Source organism: Brachybacterium paraconglomeratum (assembly GCF_003994255.1).
GTDB classification, from domain to species: Bacteria; Actinomycetota; Actinomycetes; order Actinomycetales; family Dermabacteraceae; genus Brachybacterium; species Brachybacterium conglomeratum.
Window position 1 is genome coordinate 233,910 of the sequence record NZ_ML133852.1, and the last position, 17,673, is coordinate 251,582.

15 protein-coding genes and 1 pseudogene are annotated in these 17,673 nt (G+C 69.2%); 12 read left to right on the top strand and 4 right to left on the bottom strand.

Going from position 1 to position 17,673, the window contains the following annotated elements; genetic code table 11:
• The first annotated feature begins 58 nt into the window (after window positions 1-58).
• From DS079_RS05185 to DS079_RS17715, 5 genes and pseudogenes are all read left to right on the top strand, one after another.
• Window positions 59-751 (top strand): TetR/AcrR family transcriptional regulator, encoded by a 693-nt coding sequence (locus DS079_RS05185; protein ID WP_241237555.1) that lies wholly within the window; start codon window positions 59-61, stop codon window positions 749-751.
• Entirely contained in the window at window positions 748-1,671 is a 924-nt protein-coding gene (locus DS079_RS05190; protein ID WP_126985451.1) for an ABC transporter ATP-binding protein, read from the top strand. The genes DS079_RS05185 and DS079_RS05190 overlap by 4 nt, the downstream gene beginning before the upstream one ends.
• The gene (locus DS079_RS05195; RefSeq protein ID WP_126985453.1) at window positions 1,668-3,314 is read left to right on the top strand and encodes an ABC transporter permease; all 1,647 of its coding nucleotides are present in this window, start codon (window positions 1,668-1,670) and stop codon (window positions 3,312-3,314) included. Before DS079_RS05190 ends, DS079_RS05195 begins: the two co-directional genes overlap by 4 nt.
• Before the next feature lie 96 nt (window positions 3,315-3,410).
• Window positions 3,411-3,752 (top strand): YciI family protein, encoded by a 342-nt coding sequence (locus tag DS079_RS05200; RefSeq protein WP_126985455.1) that lies wholly within the window; start codon window positions 3,411-3,413, stop codon window positions 3,750-3,752.
• A 102-nt stretch (window positions 3,753-3,854) separates the two neighbouring features.
• A pseudogene (locus DS079_RS17715) lies at window positions 3,855-4,712 on the top strand (ScyD/ScyE family protein); the annotation flags it as partial.
• A gap of 298 nt (window positions 4,713-5,010) precedes the next feature.
• Here the strand turns inward: DS079_RS17715 and DS079_RS05210 are convergent.
• From DS079_RS05210 to DS079_RS05225, 4 genes are read right to left on the bottom strand one after another with little or no spacing between them, the layout of a single operon-like run.
• Complete coding sequence (locus DS079_RS05210; protein ID WP_126985457.1) at window positions 5,011-6,027, bottom strand: PfkB family carbohydrate kinase; 1,017 nt, start codon at window positions 6,025-6,027, stop codon at window positions 5,011-5,013.
• Window positions 6,024-7,496 carry a purine-cytosine permease family protein gene (locus DS079_RS05215; protein ID WP_126985459.1) on the bottom strand — a complete coding sequence of 491 codons (1,473 nt, stop codon included), beginning with the start codon at window positions 7,494-7,496 and terminating at the stop codon, window positions 6,024-6,026. The genes DS079_RS05210 and DS079_RS05215 overlap by 4 nt, the downstream gene beginning before the upstream one ends.
• Window positions 7,497-7,537: 41 nt before the next feature.
• Window positions 7,538-8,554, bottom strand: coding sequence for an ADP-ribosylglycohydrolase family protein (locus DS079_RS05220; RefSeq protein WP_126985461.1), 1,017 nt, complete (start codon window positions 8,552-8,554; stop codon window positions 7,538-7,540).
• Window positions 8,551-9,285 (bottom strand): GntR family transcriptional regulator, encoded by a 735-nt coding sequence (locus tag DS079_RS05225; RefSeq protein WP_164736116.1) that lies wholly within the window; start codon window positions 9,283-9,285, stop codon window positions 8,551-8,553. The genes DS079_RS05220 and DS079_RS05225 overlap by 4 nt, the downstream gene beginning before the upstream one ends.
• A gap of 223 nt (window positions 9,286-9,508) precedes the next feature.
• Between DS079_RS05225 and DS079_RS05230 the strand changes: the two genes are divergently transcribed.
• The 7 genes from DS079_RS05230 (at window position 9,509) to DS079_RS05260 (ending at window position 17,569) form a co-directional block, all read left to right on the top strand.
• Window positions 9,509-10,036: a hypothetical protein gene (locus DS079_RS05230; protein WP_206516136.1), complete on the top strand. Its 528-nt coding sequence runs from the start codon at window positions 9,509-9,511 to the stop codon at window positions 10,034-10,036.
• 62 nt (window positions 10,037-10,098) lie between these two features.
• Window positions 10,099-11,264 (top strand): IS3 family transposase gene (locus DS079_RS05235; protein ID WP_241237556.1). Its coding sequence is split into 2 segments (ribosomal slippage): window positions 10,099-10,383 and window positions 10,386-11,264, totalling 1,164 coding nucleotides; the frame shifts between segments, so codons are not numbered across the junction.
• A gap of 287 nt (window positions 11,265-11,551) precedes the next feature.
• A complete protein-coding gene (locus DS079_RS05240) occupies window positions 11,552-13,393 on the top strand; it encodes a helix-turn-helix domain-containing protein (protein WP_126985466.1) in 1,842 nt (613 codons plus the stop codon).
• 96 nt (window positions 13,394-13,489) lie between these two features.
• On the top strand, window positions 13,490-14,758 hold the full coding sequence (locus DS079_RS05245; RefSeq protein ID WP_241237557.1) for a hydroxymethylglutaryl-CoA reductase, degradative: 1,269 nt from the start codon (window positions 13,490-13,492) through the stop codon (window positions 14,756-14,758).
• An 8-nt stretch (window positions 14,759-14,766) separates the two neighbouring features.
• Window positions 14,767-15,717: a hydroxymethylglutaryl-CoA lyase gene (locus tag DS079_RS05250; RefSeq protein WP_126985470.1), complete on the top strand. Its 951-nt coding sequence runs from the start codon at window positions 14,767-14,769 to the stop codon at window positions 15,715-15,717.
• Window positions 15,714-16,184, top strand: coding sequence for a hypothetical protein (locus DS079_RS05255; RefSeq protein WP_126985472.1), 471 nt, complete (start codon window positions 15,714-15,716; stop codon window positions 16,182-16,184). Before DS079_RS05250 ends, DS079_RS05255 begins: the two co-directional genes overlap by 4 nt.
• Window positions 16,184-17,569: a tripartite tricarboxylate transporter permease gene (locus DS079_RS05260; protein ID WP_206516137.1), complete on the top strand. Its 1,386-nt coding sequence runs from the start codon at window positions 16,184-16,186 to the stop codon at window positions 17,567-17,569. Before DS079_RS05255 ends, DS079_RS05260 begins: the two co-directional genes overlap by 1 nt.
• The last annotated feature ends 104 nt before the right edge of the window (window positions 17,570-17,673 follow it).

Below are 17,673 nucleotides of genomic sequence, written 5' to 3' on the forward strand. Positions count from 1 at the left end.
GTTCAATGCAGGGTCCGCGCGCTCCCGCGGGGCGGGCCCGATGCCCGAGGAGAGCCGCATGGCCGAGCCCGCCCCCGCCGACGAGCGGATCCTCCAGGCCGCGATGCGACGCTTCGCCGTCGACGGCCTGGGCGCCCCGCTGCGCGCCGTCGCACAGGACGCCGGGGTCAGCGCGGGCCTGATCATCCACCACTTCGGCTCGCGCGAGAAGCTCCTCGAGGCCTGCGACCGGCGCGCCCTCGAGGTCACCCGGCAGCAGAAGAGGGCGGCGGTGACCGGCGGCGTCGGCACGATGCTCGCCCAGCTCGCCGCCGTGGAGCAGTACGCGCCCGAGACGGGCTACGTGCTGCGCCGCCTCCAGGCCGGCGGCCCGCTCGCCGAGCGCCTGATCGAGGACTTCATCGCCAATGCGAGGGACTACTACGAGGAGGGGGAGCGGGCAGGGGTGCTCAGCCCCAGCCGCGACCCCGAGGCGCGCGTGCGGGTGCTCGCGCACATGGCGCTCGGCTCCCTCGTGCTGCAGATGCCGGGCCAGGGGGCGCCGATGGACCTGGAGGACCTCCCGCGGTGGATGCGCGAGTACACCGACTCGCTGACCCTGCCCCTGCTCGAGCTCTACACCACCCCGCTGCTCACCGACGCGAGCCTGCTGGACGCCTATCTCGCCGCACAGGGCGACGCGGACACCGCGGCCGACGAGGGCGCGCACACCACCGACTCCACCTCACCGACCGACGGGAGCCCGACATGACCAGCCCGGAACCTGCAGTCCACGTCCGCGACCTCACCAAGACCTTCGGCGCCACGAGGGCGCTGGACGGCTTCGACCTCACCGTGCCCCACGGCGAGGTGACCGGCTTCCTCGGCCCCAACGGCGCGGGCAAGTCCACCACCATCCGCGTGCTGCTGGGTCTCCTGCGGGCGAGCTCCGGGACGGCCCGCGTCCTGGGCAGGGACCCCTGGAGGGACGCGGTCGCGATCCACCACCGCCTCGCCTACGTCCCCGGCGACACGAACCTCTGGCCGGGCCTGACCGGCGGCGAGGCGATTGACGTGCTCACCCGCGGCGAGAGCGGGGAGCGCCATCGCCGCCGACGCGAGGAGCTGATCGAGCGCTTCGAGCTCGACCCCGCCAAGCGTGCCCGCACCTACTCCAAGGGCAACCGCCAGAAGGTCGCGCTCGTCGCCGCGCTCTCCCGCGACGTGGACCTCTACATCATGGACGAGCCGACCTCCGGCCTCGATCCGCTGATGGAGGCGATCTTCACCGACGAGGTCGCCCGCCTGCGAGCCGACGGCCGCACCGTGCTGCTCTCCAGCCACATCCTCGCCGAGGTCGAGAAGCTCTGCGACACCGTCACCATCATCCGCGCCGGGAAAGCCGTGGAGTCCGGCACCCTGGCCGAGCTGCGCCACCTCACCCGCTCCACCGTCGCCGCGACGACCGACGCCGATCCTGCGCCGCTCACGCGGCTCGACGGTGTCCACGACCTCGTCGCCGAGAACGGCCGGCTCCGCTTCGACGTCGACGACCGGGCGCTGCACGACGTGCTCCCCGTGCTCACCGCCCTCGGCGTCACCGGGCTCACGATCACCCCGCCCTCCCTCGAGGACCTCTTCCTGCGCCACTACGGGGACGAGCTCGAGCCTGTGACCGAGGACGCGTCATGACCGCCGCGACCGCCGCCCCCACCCATCGCAGGCAGCGCCGCGCGGTCGGCCCGCTCACCGGGCTGCGCTCCCTGCTCCGCCTCCACCTCCGCCTCGCCCGGCGAGGCATCCTGATCTGGACCCTGGCCGTGCTCGTGCTCGTGCCCGCTTCGATCTACGCGATGGAGGACGTCTACCCCGATCAGGCCGCGCTCGACGCCCGCGCGACGCTGCTGGACAACCCCTCGGCCGTGATGATGACCGGCCCGTTCTTCGCCGCCGACCACTACACCTTCTGGGCCATGGTCGCCAACGAGCTGCTGCTCTACCTGCTCGTCCCGGCCGCGATCATGTCGATCCTGCTCACCGCCCGCCTCACCCGCGGCGAGGAGGAGTCCGGACGGCTCGAGCTGCTGCGCTCCCTGCCCACCGGCCGCCTCGCCCCGTCGGTCTCCGCCCTGCTGGTGGTGGCGCTGGCGAACCTCGCCCTCGGCGCCGCGGTGGCCTCCGGGATGCTGATCGGCGGGGGAGGGGCGTCGGACTCGCTGGCGCTCGGGCTCGCGACCGCCCTGACAGGACTGGTCTTCGGCGCGGTCACCGCGGTCACCGCCCAGCTCACCGAGCACGCCGGCACCGCCTCCGGCACGGCGCTGGGGATCCTGGCGCTCTCCTTCATGGTGCGCGGCATCGGCGACGTGATCGAACGCGACGGCTCGTGGCTGTCCTGGTTCTCGCCGCTCGCCTGGGCGCAGCAGACGCGCGCCTTCGTGGACCTGCGCTGGTGGCCCCTGCTCGTCTCCCTCGCCGCCGTCGCCGTGCTGCTGGTGATCGCCGGCCGGCTCTCGCACCGCCGTGACCTGGGGGCCGGTCTCCGCCCTGCCGCCGCCGGACGCGCCGCCGCTTCGGCCGCGCTGCTCGCCCCCGGCGGCCTCACCCGGCGGCTGGTCGGCGGGACCCATCTGGCCTGGGGCATCGGACTGTTCCTCTTCGCGCTCGCCTTCGGCTCCCTCGCCAGCTCGCTCACCGACTTCGCGGAGAACCTCCCGGACCTGGCCGGCATGGCCCCGATCCGGCTCGACGACCTCACCGGCTCGTTCTCCGCCTTCGTGCTGATGATGCTCGCGATCGGCCCGGTCGCCCTCGCCGTCTCCGGGATGCTCCGGATGCGCACCGAGGAGACCGCGGGACGCCTCGCCGGCGTGCTCGTCGCCGGCACCTCCCGGGCGCGCCTGGCCGGACAGTGGTTCCTGGTCGTGCTCCTGGGCACCGCCGCGATGCAGGTGCTGCTCGGCCTCGGCGTCGGGATCGGCGTATGGAGCGCGACCGAGGACACGGCCTGGATCGGCGAGATGACCCTCGCGGCACTCACCTATCTCCCCGCCGTCGCGCTGTATGCGGCGATCGCGCTCGCCCTCTACGGGCTCGGGTCCCGCCTCGCCCCTCTCGCCTGGCTGCTCGTGGTGTACACCGCGCTGGTGACCTTCCTCGGTCAGATGCTGGGCCTGCCGGACTGGGCCATGGACCTCTCGCCCCTGCAGCACATCGCCCTCGTGCCCTCCGAGGATCTCGAGGTGATGCCGCTCGTCGTGATGGGCGTCACCGCCACGGCGCTGGCCCTGCTCGGGCTCGCTCTGCTGCGCCGCCGGGACCTCGCCGCCGGCTGAGGGCCGGTGGTCGCCGGGGTGGCGGCGCCTGCTCCGGGCGAGGAGACTCGGGGGCGAGCCCCGCGACGGCGCGGAGGCCGACGAGAGGAGCCGACCATGGCGAAATACCTGATCTCCTTCCCCAGCAGCGCGATGAACCTGTCCGACGAGGAGCTCGCCGCCGCGTCCGAGGACTCCCATGCCGTGCTCCGCGAGACGAAGGCCGCCGGGGTGTGGGTCTTCGGCGGGGGCATCGACGAGTCCGTGCCCCCGGTGATGGTCACCGGCAGCGGCAGTGTGCTGGAGACCACCTACGAGCAGACCCGCCGCATCGAGGGCGGGTACTCCGTGCTCGACGTCGCCACCCGTGAGGAGGCCCTGGAATGGGCACGCCGGATCGCCTTCGCGTGCCGCTGCGCCCAGGAGGTGCGGGTGTTCGGGGACGACCCGGAGAGCTGAGCCGGGGGAGCGGGTCCGGCCACCCAAAACTGTCATGAGCAGGAGTGCAGGTAGACGACAAGTGACGGCCCGCGCTCCCTCGCCGTCGGCCGCAGCGGCACGATCACCGTCACCCAGGCGTTCGCCGGGATCGTGACCCAGGTCGACCGACGGGGCGAGCAGAGCCTCCGCTACCAGGTCCCCGATCCTGCCGGCGGAGGGATCTCCGGCGCCGTCGACGGCCGTCACGGCGCCACCTACCACCTCGAGATCTCTGTCGGGGCGACCGGTCCCGAGAGCCACGTGATCCGCGTCGACCGCGACGGCAACCGCACCGTCGTCAGCGAGGACCTCTGGGTCCACGAGGCGGAGGACAACCCCGGCGGCGGGCAGACGTACGGTTTCAAGGGACTGGACGACCAGTGCGCCGCCGCGGTCACCGCCGTCGAGGAGGCGGCCCCGCCCGGCCCCGAGGGCGGCCCGATCCTGCTGAACGAGTACCCCGGCATCATCGAGTCCAACGCCTATCAGCTCACCGTCGACCGCGGCACCGCCTATGTCGCCGATGCGGCGGCCAACGCGATCCTCGCCGTCGACCTGCGCACCGGCGAGATCTCCACGCTCGCCGTCATCCCCGGGAGCGCCGTGACCTTCACCGAGGAGCACAGGGCGTTCGCCGATGGCATGCTCGGGGGTGCCACACTGCCGGACTGCGTGGTCGGCGCGTCGTACACGCCCGAGCCCGCCCCGACCGATGTCGAGATCGGGAAGGACGGCAGGCTCTACGTCTCCACGCTGCAGGGCGCTCTCGGCGAGGCCTTCCCGCTCAGCACGGTCTATCGGGTCAGCCCCCGCTCCGGACACACCCGGGCGATCGCCGACCGCGGCATGCAGGGGACGACGGGCCTTGCCATGGCCCCGCACGGCGACATCCTCGTCGCCGAGATGTTCGGCGACGAGATCTCCACGATCTCGCCCGGCCGTTCGAGGGCACGCACCCTCTTCGAGGCCGCCTCGCCGGCCGACGTGGACGGCCGACGTGGAGCTCGAGCGCGGCACCGTCTACGCCACCACCGGCGTGTTCGGCGAGGGCGGAGCCCCCGGAGACGGCGCCGTCGTCTCGTACCAGTACCGCTCCGGCCGCTGAGACCGCGCGGAGCACCGACGCGGAGACCCCCGTCCCGCCGGTCGGCGGGACGGGGGTCCCGTGCTGTGCAGCAGCGGCGACGGCGCGGCGGCCGGATCGTCAGGGAACAGACGAGAACAGCTGTATCTCGACCTACAGTGTTTGCATTGCGTGATCGGTCTCCGAGGCGGTCGGCGAGGTCGCCGGCCCGTGACGGGTCACGGCGATCGCCGCGGCCACCCCCGCCCGCCGTGCCGCGTCCTCGAGCGGCTCCCCGGCGGCGAGCCGGGCGCAGAGCACCCCGGTGTGCGCGTCCCCCGCACCGTTGGTGTCCACCGCGGTCACGGGGAGGGGCGGGAGCACGATCGGCTCCCTGCCGGGGTGGGCGAGCACGGCGCCGCGTGCACCGGCGCGCAGGAGTACCACCGCTCCGGCGAGGGCGCACAGCCGGGATGCGAGGGCGAGGAGGTCGCCGTCGGGGGAGGCGTCGGTGACGTCGGAGCCGGCCGGTGCCGCCACTGTCCTCGCCGGGGATCCCTCGGCGCTCCCCTCGAGGCGGTCCACGAGCAGTCGGGCCTCGCGCTCGTTCGTCGTCCAGACGTCCGCCCGGGCGAGCAGGGCGTGCACGGACTCCAGGTCGACCTCGCCGATCACCGGCGAGGGATCCACGACCACCTGCACGCCGCCCTCCAGGCCCGGCAGCCATCGCAGGAGGGACCCGCGGTTCACGGGATGCACGAGCGAGTAGCCGGAGACGCACACGACGTCGCCGGGGACGGGCGCGCCCGCGAGGAGCTGCGCGAGCGGGGTCTCGGCCTCCGCGCCGCGGGTGGAGACGAAGGTCCGCTCGGCGGAGTCGTCGACCAGGGCGACGCTGAAGCCCGTGTCCTGCTGCGGATCCGGGGCGGCGAGGACGCGCACGCCCTCCTCTGCCAGCGCCGCCCGGACCAAGTCCCCGAAAAGGCCGGTGCCGTGGCTGCCCAGGTAGACCACCTCGGCGCCGTCCCGTGCGGCGGCGGCCATCGTGTTCACTCCGCCGCCTGCGACCAGCCGGTGCGCGGCGGCGAAGACGTCGCCCCCGGGCTCGGGCATCCCCGGGATGCGCAGCACGACGTCCACGACGGCCTGCCCGGCATGCAGCACCCGCCCGGACCTGACCGGCGCGGTCATCGCCTGGAGCCGATCGAGCGCAGGCCGATCACGGCGTAGAGGACGGCAGCGATGGTGAGGGAGAGCAGCCAGGCCATGCCGTTGCGCCCGATCCAGGTATCGAACAGAGGTCCCGTGTACCAGGGCGTCTGCCCCGGGGTGATCTGCATGAACAGCGCTGCGACGACGATCGCGATCAGCCAGGGCACCACGGCCGCCCAGCGCACGCCGCCTGTGTAGAAGTAGCCGCTGCCCGGGGAGAGGTCCAGCAGCGCGTCCGGGTCGTACGCCCGTCGGCGCAGCATGTCCACCAGGAAGATCCCGACCCAGGCGGAGATCGGCACGGCCAGCAGCGAGATGAAGGTGATGAACGGTCCGTAGAAGCCGTCGGCCACCAGGAGGAACAGCAGCGACGCGGTGGTGGTGACCACGACGTCGACGAGCACGGCGTGGACACGCTTCACCCGCAGCCCGAGGGTGAGGGTGGTGAGGCCGGCGGAGTACACGGAGAGATGGTTGGAGAGCAGCAGGCCCACGAAGGAGACGACCAGATAGGCGACGGCGACGGGGAGCGGGAGCATGTCGCGGATGGAGTCCAGCGGGTTCGCGGACGCGGCGACCCCGGAGTCCGAGGCGCCGAGCATCGCGCCCATGGAGATCATCACGACCAGTGGGATGCCGGCTCCCGCAGAGGCGGAGGCGACCAGGGACGCGGCCGAGACGCGCGGGGACTGGTAGCGGGCCATGTCCGCGCCGGAGTTCGCCCAGCCGATGCCGGTGCCGGCCGCGATCGTGCCGATGCCGGTCAGGACCGCGGCGGTGGTGCCGTGGGGGAGCGCCATCACGGCGGCCCAGTCCACGTTGACGACGAGGAAGGCGAGGATGGCGAGGTTCGCCGCGCCGAAGATCCAGGTCGACCACTTCTGGACCACGAGGATCGCCGCATGCCCCATGCCCGAGACGGCGACGGTGAACGCGACGAACACTGCGACGCCGAGCACCGCGATCAGCGGCGCCGACTTCGCGTCGCCGCCGGTCCCGGCGAGCAGGGAGACGATCGTGACCAGGGCGAGCGCCGCGGTCGAGGTGTTGACGGTCTCCCAGCCCAGGCGCGAGAGGAGCGCGACGAGGGTGGGTCCGGCGTTGCCGCGGGTGCCGAAGATCGCGCGAGAGAGGGTGAGGCTCGGCGCGCCGCCGCGGCGCCCGGCGATGGAGATCAGGCCGACGATCGCGAAGGAGCCGAACGCGCCGAGCACGGCGACCAGGATCGACTGGCCGACCGACAGTCCGAGCGCGATGAGGCTGACCCCGAGGGGGAGTCCGAGCACGGAGATGTTGGCGGCGAACCAGACCCAGAAGAGCTCCAGGGGGCTCCCGGTGCGCTCGTGCTCGGCGACGGGTTCGATTCCCCGCTGCTCGAGGGCGCCCAGCGCCCCCTGCTCGCTCGGGAGTGCGGCGGCGGTCTCGCCGCCATGGGCTGTGGTCGACATCGATGTCTCCTCGAGGGATGGGCGTGCTCGGAGGGGCGGGGTCAGAGGGCGGCGCGGCGGCGCAGAGCGAGCAGCTGCGCGGCCAGGGGAGCGAGATCGAGCCCGTTCACCTCGCGCACCTGCGCGGTCATGGCGGGCGGGAAGGCGTCCGCGCCGTGCAGCGCGCCGAGCACGGCCCCGGCCATGGCCGCGACGGTGTCGGTGTCCCCGCCGAGCGAGGCGGCGGTGCACAGCGCGTCGAGGGGGTCGTCCTGTCCGAGGTCGACCAGGAGCAGCGCCGCGACGACGGACTCCTGGGACTGGACGGAGGTGCCCACGACGTCCCGCAGGAACTCGTCCCGGGCGGCAGGGCCGAGGGCGCGCAGCGGCGTCCGGAAGGCACGGACGCGGGTAGGGATCGAGGCACCGGCGATCCAGCTCCCGCGCGAGGCGCCCCGAGCGGCCAGGCCGAGCGCCGCCTCAAGCGCTGCGTCGGTGTCCGCTCCCTCGAGCGCCGCGGAGACGGCGCCGGCGATCGCGGCGGCCCCGGAGATCCCGAGCCCGGTCAGGTGGGTCACCTGGCTGGCCTCCACCACCGCGTCCAGCAGCGCGTCACCCGGGGCGACGGCGATGCCGACGGGGGCGATGCGCATCGCCGCGCCGTTGGTGGTGCCGTGGCGTCCGGTCTCCTCGACCGGGACGCCGGCCTGCAGCTTCTCCAGCGCCGCCTTGGTCGAGGGGCCGAGCAGATCGCGGGATCCCCGAGCGATCATGTCCTGCTCCCAGGCGATGAGCGCGGCGGCGAGGTCGTGAGGGTCCACGTGGCCGTCGCCGTCCAGGAGGAGCTGGGCGAGGAGCAGAGCCTGCTCGGTGTCGTCCGTGATGGAACCGGCCGGCATGGCCGGGGCGATCGGCTGGTCGTCGGCCGCGTCGAGGAGGCTGTCGACCCGCCCGTACAGGGCGGCGATCCTCTGGTGGGGGAGGGACTGGGTGGGCATCCCGAGCGCGTCGCCGAGGGCGAGGCCGAGCAGGGACCCGTGCGCCCGGTCCTGTGCGGTGAGGGCAGGGGAGGTGGTCATGCATCGTCTCCGAACGTGAGGGCGAGGGTGAAGTGAGCGGGGTCCAGCAGCGAGACGACGTGCTCGACGAAGCGGCCGTCGGCCGTCCACGACGTGCGGGAGGTGCGCAGGAACGGGCTGCCGACGGCGCGATCGAGGATCGAGGCCTCTCGCGCGTCCAGCGCATGGACGTCGGCGCGCTGGGTGCCGCGCGCGGGGGCGAGGCCCGCGCGGGCGAGCGTGGCGGAGAGGGAGTCCTCGACCAGTCCGGTGGTCGGCAGCTCGGCGAGCAGTCCGGCGGCGGGGACCGTCGCGCACTCGAAGGAGATCCGCTGCGAGTCCCCGTCGGCCGTGACGAGGGTGCGCACGCGGCGGATCGCGACCGCTCGATGGAGATCGACCTCCTCCGGCAGGAGGGGAACGTCCTCGCGGATGACATGGTCGATCGAGAGGATCCGGGCGCTGACGTCGCTGCCCGTCTCGGCGAGGGACTGCGTCCAGCCCTGCTGCTGATCGAGGCGGTGCCCGTCGAAGATCACGAAGGAGCCCCGTCCGGATTCGGTCGCGATCAGCCGTTGATGCTGGAGATCCGCGAGCGCCTGGCGGACCGTGGTCCGGGAGACGCCGAACTCCTCGGCCAGCCGCAGCTCGCCCTCGAGGCGATCGCCGAGCTCGTACTCACCGTCGTGGATGCGCCGGGACAGCGTCTCGACGATCATGCGGCGCTTGCCGCGGGCAACCGGTATGGACATGTACATACATGTACATCATGCCGGGGTCGGACACGAGTGCGTGTCGGGATCCGAACGGCGGGGGCGCGCCGGGAGCCGACGCGGAGACCCCCGCCTCGCCGGTCGGCGGGACGGGGGTCTCTGCTGCGCGAGCGCTGTCGGCTCAGATGTCGTAGTACAGCTGATAGAGCCTGTGACCTGCATTTATGTGTAGTCGTGCATCTGCCGTGCAATAGCGCCTTGGGTGAGCGAGAGCGGCTCGAGCAGCGCACGAACTCCCTCTGCCGCTGGTGCTTTCATCGTCTGTGAGTCTATCGGCGCTCACGTAGACTCCGAGCATGGCTTGGACTGGACGCGCGATGAAGTGATCCTCGCTTGTGATCTCGTGAGCCGGAACGAGTGGCGTGAGCTCAACCGGAAGTCACCGGCGCTCGAAGAACTGTCGGACCTGTTGAGGGCCGCGGACATCCACCCCAGGGCAGGGAGACCGGACAACTTCCGGTCTTTGGGCAGCGTGCGCAGGAAGGTCGCAGACATCGCTTCCCAGCACCCGTCGTACAGCGGGAAGCCTACTCGCGGCGGATCCCACGACAAGCCAGTGCTCCTGGAGTTCATTGCGAACACCTCACAGATGCAGGCTGAGGCTGCGAGCATCCGTGAGGGGCTCAGGAGCAACGGGAGGATGCTTCCGATCGAGCTGGACGTCGATCATGGGGTACTCGAAGCCGACGAGGGCCAGGAGCTCTTCGTGCAGCACTTGCGACGGGACTGATGCGCGTATAGGTGTCACATGATCTGTGGCGCTGTGGAGCGTTGCAGGGAAGGATGTGGACCATGCCCGCTCCCTATCCCCAGGAGTTCCGTGACGACGTCGTGCGTGTCGCGAGGAACCGTGAACCTGGCCAGAAGCTCGCGGTGATCGCGAAGGACTTCGGCATCTCCGAATCCTGTCTGACGAACTGGATGCGCCAGGCCGATGTCGAGGACGGTGCCCGGCCCGGGACCACCCGCGAGGAGTCCTCCGAGCTGCGGGATCTGCGTCGCCGGAACCGGCTGCTGGAGCAGGAGAACGAGGTCCTGCGCCGCGCGGCCGCCTACCTGTCGCAGGCGAATCTGCCGGGAGAATCCTCTACCCGCTCGTGAGCGAGCTCGCCGCTGACGGGATCCCCGTCGCGGTGTCCCTGCGGGTCCTGAAGCTCTCCCGCCAGCCCTACTATCGCTGGCGGAAACAGCAGGTCACCCCGTCGGAACTGGTCGAGGCGTATCGGGCGAACGCCCTGTTCGACGCCCACCGTGACGATCCCGAGTTCGGTTACCGGTTCCTCGCCGGCGAAGCGGAAGCGGCTGGCCAGCTCATGTGTGAGAGGACCGCGTGGCGGATCTGCCGGGACAACCGGTGGTGGTCCGTGTTCGGGAAGAAGCGGGGGAAGAACGGGAAACGGCCGGGCCCGCCGGTCCACGACGACCTCGTGCAGCGAGATTTCACGGCCGATGACGTCAACGAACTGCGGCTGACCGATATCACCGAGCACCGGACCGATGAGGGGAAGCTCTACCTCTGCGCGATCAAGGACGTGTTCTCCGGCCGGATCGTGGGCTACTCGATCAGCGACCGGATGAAGGCACGTCTCGCGGTGAACGCCCTGGACAACGCAGTATCTCGTCGTAGCGATGCCGCCGGATGCATCGTGCACTCGGACCGCGGGAGCCAGTTCCGGTCACGGAAGTTCGTGCACGCACTGAACCGGTATCGCCTCATCGTGTCAATGGGGAAAGTCGGTGCTGCCGGGGACAATGCCGCAATGGAGTCCTTCTTCGCTCTGCTGCAGAAAAACGTCCTGGACCGCAAGAGGTGGCGGACCCGAGAAGAGCTGCGCATCGCTATCATCACCTGGATCGAACGCACCTACCACCGTCGTCGCCGACAGGCTCGTCTGGGCCGATTGACCCCCATCGAGTACGAGACCATCATGGACCCGACCGTCAGCCTGGCGGCCTAACCGCAGCTGTCACCTGTTCGCGCATCAGTCCCCACGTCGCTCTGGTGCCGTCGGAGGACGTCGAGGTGGTGCCGTTGTTGGTGATGGGTGCCCTGGCCGTAGTGCTCGCCATCACGGGGCTCCTCCTGCTGCGGCGACGCGACCTGGCTGCAGGGTGAAGAGCTCCGCCTTGGCGACGCCGACCCTCCGTGCGGAATCGATCGGGCCGTCACCTACTGTGGACCGACATCGATGTTCGGAGAAGGGATCAGCGTGGTGACCGAAGGCATTCCCCGGGCCAGGTGCCGATGAACACACATTCACTCCGCACTGTCCTGGGGGCACTTGCCGATGGGAGAGATGTCGATGCGAGTGCTCTGCAATGGCTGCGCAGCGAGTCGCCGGAGCTGTCACCGCTCGTGGATCAGGTCGTAGATCGAGTCACAAGACTGCGCCGCCGTGATTTGCAGTTCGCGGCCGTCGTGGCGCTGACGCACGATCTGGTCGCGCGACGGGACGGAGCTCTGCTGGACAGCATCGTTGGGAGGGCACACGAACTCTTGGGCTCGGACGTCACCTATATCTCGGTCTATGACAAAGATGCCGAGACCTTCAAAGTGTGTGCCGTGCAGGGTGAGACGAATCCGGATTTTCGGGGAATGATCGTGCCCCCTGGCGTCGGCATCGCGTCGCGTGTAGTGCAGAAAATGGGCCCGGTGTGGGTCGACGACTATCCGAAATCTTTCGACCTGCCCCACGACTGCGAGATCGACCGGATCGTCGGTTCCGAGCGGATCTCCTCGATCCTCGGCGTTCCTCTCCTGGTGGAAAGTGAGGTCCTGGGCGTTCTCTTCGTCGCCGATCGCCGCTCCCGTCAGTACAGTCCCGAGGAGATCAGCCTCGCGAGCTCATTCGCGGACCACGCGGCGATCGTGATCGAACAGGACAGGCTCGTCGAAGATCTCCATTCCGCGTCGTTGCTGGCGGAGCGGGAGCGACGCCGCGCCGAGATCAGCGCGGCCGAGGTGTCCCAGGGCGCTGCACTGCACGAGCAGCTCATCTCCTTGGTGGCCTCCGGTGCGAATCCGCCGACGATCGCTGCGGCGCTCGAAGATAGCCTCGGCCGCCGGATCGCTGTGATCGACGCGGACTTCACGGTGCTCGCCGGCCCGGACGATCTGGTTCCTGCGGATGAGGGTCTCCTCGCCCCTCTTCGAGGCGCTTTCGACAAGGGCAGTTCCGTGGTGCTCGACGAGGGTCCGGCAGAGCTGATCGCGCCGATCGTGGCGCAGCAGACGCCAGTTGCGGCGGTGCTCGTTGAACACGGCCGGGCCCCTCTCACTCGTGCCGAACGCCGATCGGTGGAGCGCTCGGGCGTGGCTTTTGCCCTGGTGTGGATGCAGCGCCGAGCCAGCGATCTGGCTGAGGAGAGGATTCGAGGGGAGCTCGTCAAGGAACTCGTCGATGCCCATGGCGATCAGCAACAGGTTCTCGAACGGGTCAGGGTGAGGGGCCTGAACCCGGCACGTCCTTGGCGGGTTGCCCATTTCTTGGTGGATCCCGTGGGTACGGAGCGGATCCTGCGCTCCCTGCGATCTGAGAAGAAGTTCCTTGCCGCCTCCAACGGGGGACGGGTATGGGCTTTCACTCCAGAGCCGGGGCTCGTCGAGCGGATCGAACGCGCCGCGCGAGCGGCGAACATCGGCGAGCTGTTGATCGTCGAACAGGAGGCCTCAACGCTCGGAGCATTGCTTGACGAACTCGACTCCATCCGGGGTGCGCGGGACTTCGTGTCCGCAATGGGGCAGACCTCCGGCGTGGTACGCGCCGACGCGTTCGCGCCCTACGCCGTCCTCTTCGACGGCCGTGGAGAGCGCGCAGAAGTCTTCGTCGAGTCGACGCTCCGTCCGCTCCTCGAATGGGATGCCAAGCGGGGCACTGAACTCTTCACCACTCTGATGGCCTCGCTCGACGAGCAGGGTTCCATCACCGCCATTGCCCGACGGTTGGCGGTGCATCCGAACACGGTGCGACAGCGCCTTGAGCGCATCGGCGGGCTGCTTCCCGTCGAGTGGCACGAACCAGATGCTCGGTTCCGGCTCGAGATGGCCGCACGCATGGAAGCCGCCCGGAGGTCGATCCATACATAGTTGCTCATGGATCTATGGCCACTGTCTCTATGTTGCTTCCTCGGTGCTCTTGTTTGAATGGGTCGGCTTGCACTGGAGCAACCGACAAGGAGCACTGTGGCTACGACATCCCGCTTGAGCGGACTTCGCAATGACGAGCCTGCCGAAAGGCTTGAGAAGGTGCGGGCTCAGGTTCCCGCGCTGTCCGGGCACCTGGATGCGATCCGCTCCGGCGGGCTCGATATGGACCGCGCCGATCGGATGGTCGAGCACGTGGTCGGGCAGATCGGCATCCCGCTCGGCGTCGCCACCAACTTCATCGTGAACGGTCGTGAGGTGCTGGTGCCGATGGCTACTGAGGAGCCCTCGGTCATCGCGGCTGCGAGCAATATTGCTCGGATGACACGTGATACCGGTGGATTCTTCACCTCCTCGACCCTGCCGCTCATGCAGGCTCAGATCCAGCTGCTCGACGTACTGGATCCATATGGCGCGAAACTGCGGATCAAGGAGCATGAGCAGCGGATCCTCGAACTCGCGAACGCGCAGGACCCGCGTCTGATCGAGATCGGGGGAGGTGCACGCGAGCTCATCGTCCGCGTGATCGAGGGCAAGCGACGCACTCACGTGGTCGTCCACCTGGTGGTGCACGTCGGAGACGCCATGGGTGCCAACGCGGTCAATACGATGGCGGAGGCAGTGGCTCCTGGGCTCTCAGAGCTGTCGGGGGGTCGCTCACTGCTGAGGATCCTCACGAACAAGGCCGACCTCCGCCTGAGCCGCGCGCGGTGCGTGATCCCCGCCGCGGTGATCGGCGGCAAGCAAGTCGTCGAAGACATGGTGGCCGCCGTCGATTTCGCGATCGACGACCCCTACCGCGCCGCGACGCACAACAAGGGCATCATGAACGGAATTTCGTCGGTGGTGCTGGCCACAGGGAACGACACCCGGGCGGTCGAGGCTGGTGCGCATAGCCATGCGGTACGAGGCGGCCAGTACTCGTCGCTGTCGAACTTCGACCTCGACGCCGAGGGGAACCTCTCCGCCACGCTCGAGCTCCCGATACCGGTCGGTCTGGTGGGCGGCGCGACCCGCACCCACCCGACCGCCCAAGCCGCCGTGACGATGTCCGAGGTCGACTCCGCACAGCAGCTCGCCGAGCTCACCACCGCCGTGGGTCTTGCGCAGAACATCGCGGCTGTGCGCGCGCTCGCGGCCGAAGGCATCCAGCAGGGGCACATGGCATTGCATGCGCGTAATGTCGCGGCTTCCGCAGGGGCGACCGCCGACGAGATCGATGCGGTCTCGAGCGCGATGGTCTCCGAGGGTGCAGTGCGGGTCGACGTCGCTGAGCGCCTGCTCGCTGAAGGGCGAGCGCAGCGATGAGCGCAGCGATGAGCGCCCTCGAGCTCGGCCTTCCGGCGCCAGCGCCCGAAGCAGGATTGCCGCAGCAGGTGACGATCTGGGAGATGGCTCCCCGAGACGGTCTGCAGGCGGAAGCTCAGCAGATATCAGTGGACACGAAGATCGACCTGGTGCGACGACTCGCCGCCGCGGGGATGCCAGTGATCGAAGCGGGAAGCTTCGTTCGGCCGGACCGCGTTCCGCCGATGGCGGGGAGCGAGGACGTGCTGCTCGGGGTGCGCGATGTGGCGGCTCGTACGCCCGTGCTGGTCCCGAACGCAAAGGGCTTCGAACGTGCAGTTGCGGCCGGTGCGCAGGAGATCGCAGTCTTCCTGAGCGTGACCGAGTCCTTCTCGTCTGCGAACCTCTCAGTCGACCGCGGCACAGCAGAGGCCCGAGCTATGGAGGTGGTGCGCGAAGCGCGAGCGACAGGGCTGCCGGTGCGCGGATACCTGTCAATGGTGTTCGGAGACCCGTGGGAGGGCCCGGTCGCCACCGGAGAGGTGGTTCGACTCGCCTCCGAGATGGTCGAGTGGGGCGTCGACGAACTCTCCCTTGGCGACACGATCGGCGTGGCCACGCCCGGACTGGTGAAGGAGACCCTCGCCGCGCTCACCGCAGCCGGCATCCCAATCGACATGCTCGGTCTCCACATGCATGACACCTATGGACAGGCTCTCGCAAACGTCTACGCGGGGCTCCAGAGCGGCGTGAGGATCTTCGACGCCTCGGTCGCAGGCGTCGGCGGATGCCCCTTCGCGAAGTCAGCGACCGGGAATCTCGCCACTGAGGACCTGGTCTGGATGCTCAACGGCCTCGGGATCAAGACGGGCATTGACCTGACCGCGCTGCTCCAGATATCGCCCTGGCTCTCATCTGCCCTGGATAGGCCCATCACATCCAGGGTCGCGATCGCATTCCTGGGAGAGGACGCCAAGTGACCCAGCAATCACAGTCAGACCCAGAGAAGGACACCTATTTGGAGGTCTGGGGAGACACCGTCTCGTCCGAGCACCTGCTCTGTTCGGTTCTCCTGGGTGTCGGGTTCGCGACGACGGTGTTCCTCACCGCGCAGTGGCTGCTGGCGGAGAGCGGCATTGATCCGGCGATGGTCGGGTCGTACTCGCTGCTGATCGGACTCGCTGCCTGCGTGACGGTCGCCGTGGTCTGCGCTCGCCTCTTCAAGCCCAAGCGGGACCTCCTCGAGACCGACACCGGTGCTAACTCACGGGAGACGGCGATGGACTCCATGGAGGCCGAGATCGGTCCGATCGGCGACCCAGACGAGTTCCCGGCAGCCGTGCTGGAAGAAGTCAAGATGCTCGGCCTCTACGACGATTTCAAGCAGCGACATCTCCACAAGAATCCCCAGGTCATGGCATCCCCGGCAGAGCAGGTCGGCAAGTGATGGAACAACTCATCCCCGTGCTCGGCTGGGCGGCAGGCATGGCGCTCATCGGCGCCGTCGGCTTCGGACTGCTCGGACTGGTCTCCGGCACCGACGAGACGGCGACGATCGCGCCGATGACGCTGTTGGTCATCCTGTTGGGTGTTCCGCCCGTCGGCGTCTTCGCGTTCTTCATGGCGTCCATCTCCGCCAAGCACATCACCCATGCAGTGCCAACCACCCTCCTGGGCATTCCCGGGGACACCATGGCTGCTCCGCTGCTCCGCGATGCTCAGCTGCTGCGCGAACTCGGAGTGCCGCACATCGCTCTGCGCAAGGCGATCTCTGGCGGCGCCATCTCCGCGCTCATCGCAGTGCCCCTGGCAGTCCTCTTCGCCTGGGTCCTGACTCCGTTCGCCGACGCGATCGGCGCCGTCGCCGGCTGGATCTTCCTGGGCGCTGCGATACTCATCGCAGTGCTCTCAAAGAGCCGCTGGGCCGCAGTATTCGCGCTGGTTCCATTCGTGATGCTGGTGCTGGGGCTGAACGCACTCACGCTCTCGCTGCTGGACCGCACGCTGACGGTGAGCTTCTTCCTGGGGATCGCTACCGGGCCGCTCATCTTCGACCTGTTCATGGCCGCAAGCCCGATCGGCCGCAAGACTCTGGAACGGAAGGGCAAGCGCCAGTTCGAGCTCGCGGCTGACACCAGGACGTGGAAGGGAAAGATGCCCTCGCCGTTCAAGGTGCTCGACCGTCGCCAGGTTGCCATGACAGCCGGTGCTGCGTCGATCTCGAGCGCGACTTTCGTGTTCTCACCAGTGGCGATGACCGTGCTGATGGGTGAGGTATTCGGAAGCCGGATCAAAGGCTCCTATCAGCGCCTGACCACACAGATGTCGGTGAAGAACGGGACGACGGAAGCTACGTACATCGCCGAGACGCTGATCCCGCTGATCGCGATCGGGTTGCCGCTCTCCCCGATGGCAGCGTCGGTGGCGCAGCCGCTGTTCAACGCTCCGCCCGTCTACACGATCGACGTCGAGACCGGCGCGACGAACAATCTGCACGACATGCTCGAGCCGTGGCAGTTCCTGGTGTTCGGCCTCTTCGCCGTCATCCTGGCCCTGCTCATCACGTACCCGTTCGCCATGACCCAGGCTCACCGCGCTGCGAAGTGGATCATGCAGTCGGTCTCGCACGAGGCGATCGTCGGTGCCTTCGCGGGTCTGCTCATGGTGATCTGCCTCTACGAGGGAGGCGTCGTCGCCCTCTTCGTCACCCTTACGGTGGGTCTGGTGGGCGGCATGCTGAACAAGCTCTTCGCCGTACATACCGGCGTGCAGTTCATGGGGTACTACGTTGCTGTGCTCAGCGTGCCGGGCATCATTGCGCTGTTCGCCTGACGGACCCACCTCGTCGGTCCCGCACAACGGACCACCGGGACACGGAAGCCCTTAAACCGGGGAAGGTCCAGGGGCTTCTCTCAACGGATTCAGGGGAGATCGAT

What these genes read in the sequence shown, in the direction of transcription:
- DS079_RS05200 (WP_126985455.1), top strand. Translation starts at nt 3,411, where the DNA reads ATGGCGAAATACCTGATCTCCTTCCCCAGCAGCGCGATGAACCTGTCC.
- DS079_RS05250 (WP_126985470.1), top strand. Translation starts at nt 14,767, where the DNA reads ATGAGCGCCCTCGAGCTCGGCCTTCCGGCGCCAGCGCCCGAAGCAGGA.
- DS079_RS05210 (WP_126985457.1), bottom strand. Translation starts at nt 6,027, where the DNA reads ATGACCGCGCCGGTCAGGTCCGGGCGGGTGCTGCATGCCGGGCAGGCC.
- DS079_RS05190 (WP_126985451.1), top strand. Translation starts at nt 748, where the DNA reads ATGACCAGCCCGGAACCTGCAGTCCACGTCCGCGACCTCACCAAGACC.
- DS079_RS05225 (WP_164736116.1), bottom strand. Translation starts at nt 9,285, where the DNA reads ATGTCCATACCGGTTGCCCGCGGCAAGCGCCGCATGATCGTCGAGACG.
- DS079_RS05185 (WP_241237555.1), top strand. Translation starts at nt 59, where the DNA reads ATGGCCGAGCCCGCCCCCGCCGACGAGCGGATCCTCCAGGCCGCGATG.
- DS079_RS05240 (WP_126985466.1), top strand. Translation starts at nt 11,552, where the DNA reads ATGAACACACATTCACTCCGCACTGTCCTGGGGGCACTTGCCGATGGG.
- DS079_RS05220 (WP_126985461.1), bottom strand. Translation starts at nt 8,554, where the DNA reads ATGACCACCTCCCCTGCCCTCACCGCACAGGACCGGGCGCACGGGTCC.
- DS079_RS05195 (WP_126985453.1), top strand. Translation starts at nt 1,668, where the DNA reads ATGACCGCCGCGACCGCCGCCCCCACCCATCGCAGGCAGCGCCGCGCG.
- DS079_RS05260 (WP_206516137.1), top strand. Translation starts at nt 16,184, where the DNA reads ATGGAACAACTCATCCCCGTGCTCGGCTGGGCGGCAGGCATGGCGCTC.
- DS079_RS05215 (WP_126985459.1), bottom strand. Translation starts at nt 7,496, where the DNA reads ATGTCGACCACAGCCCATGGCGGCGAGACCGCCGCCGCACTCCCGAGC.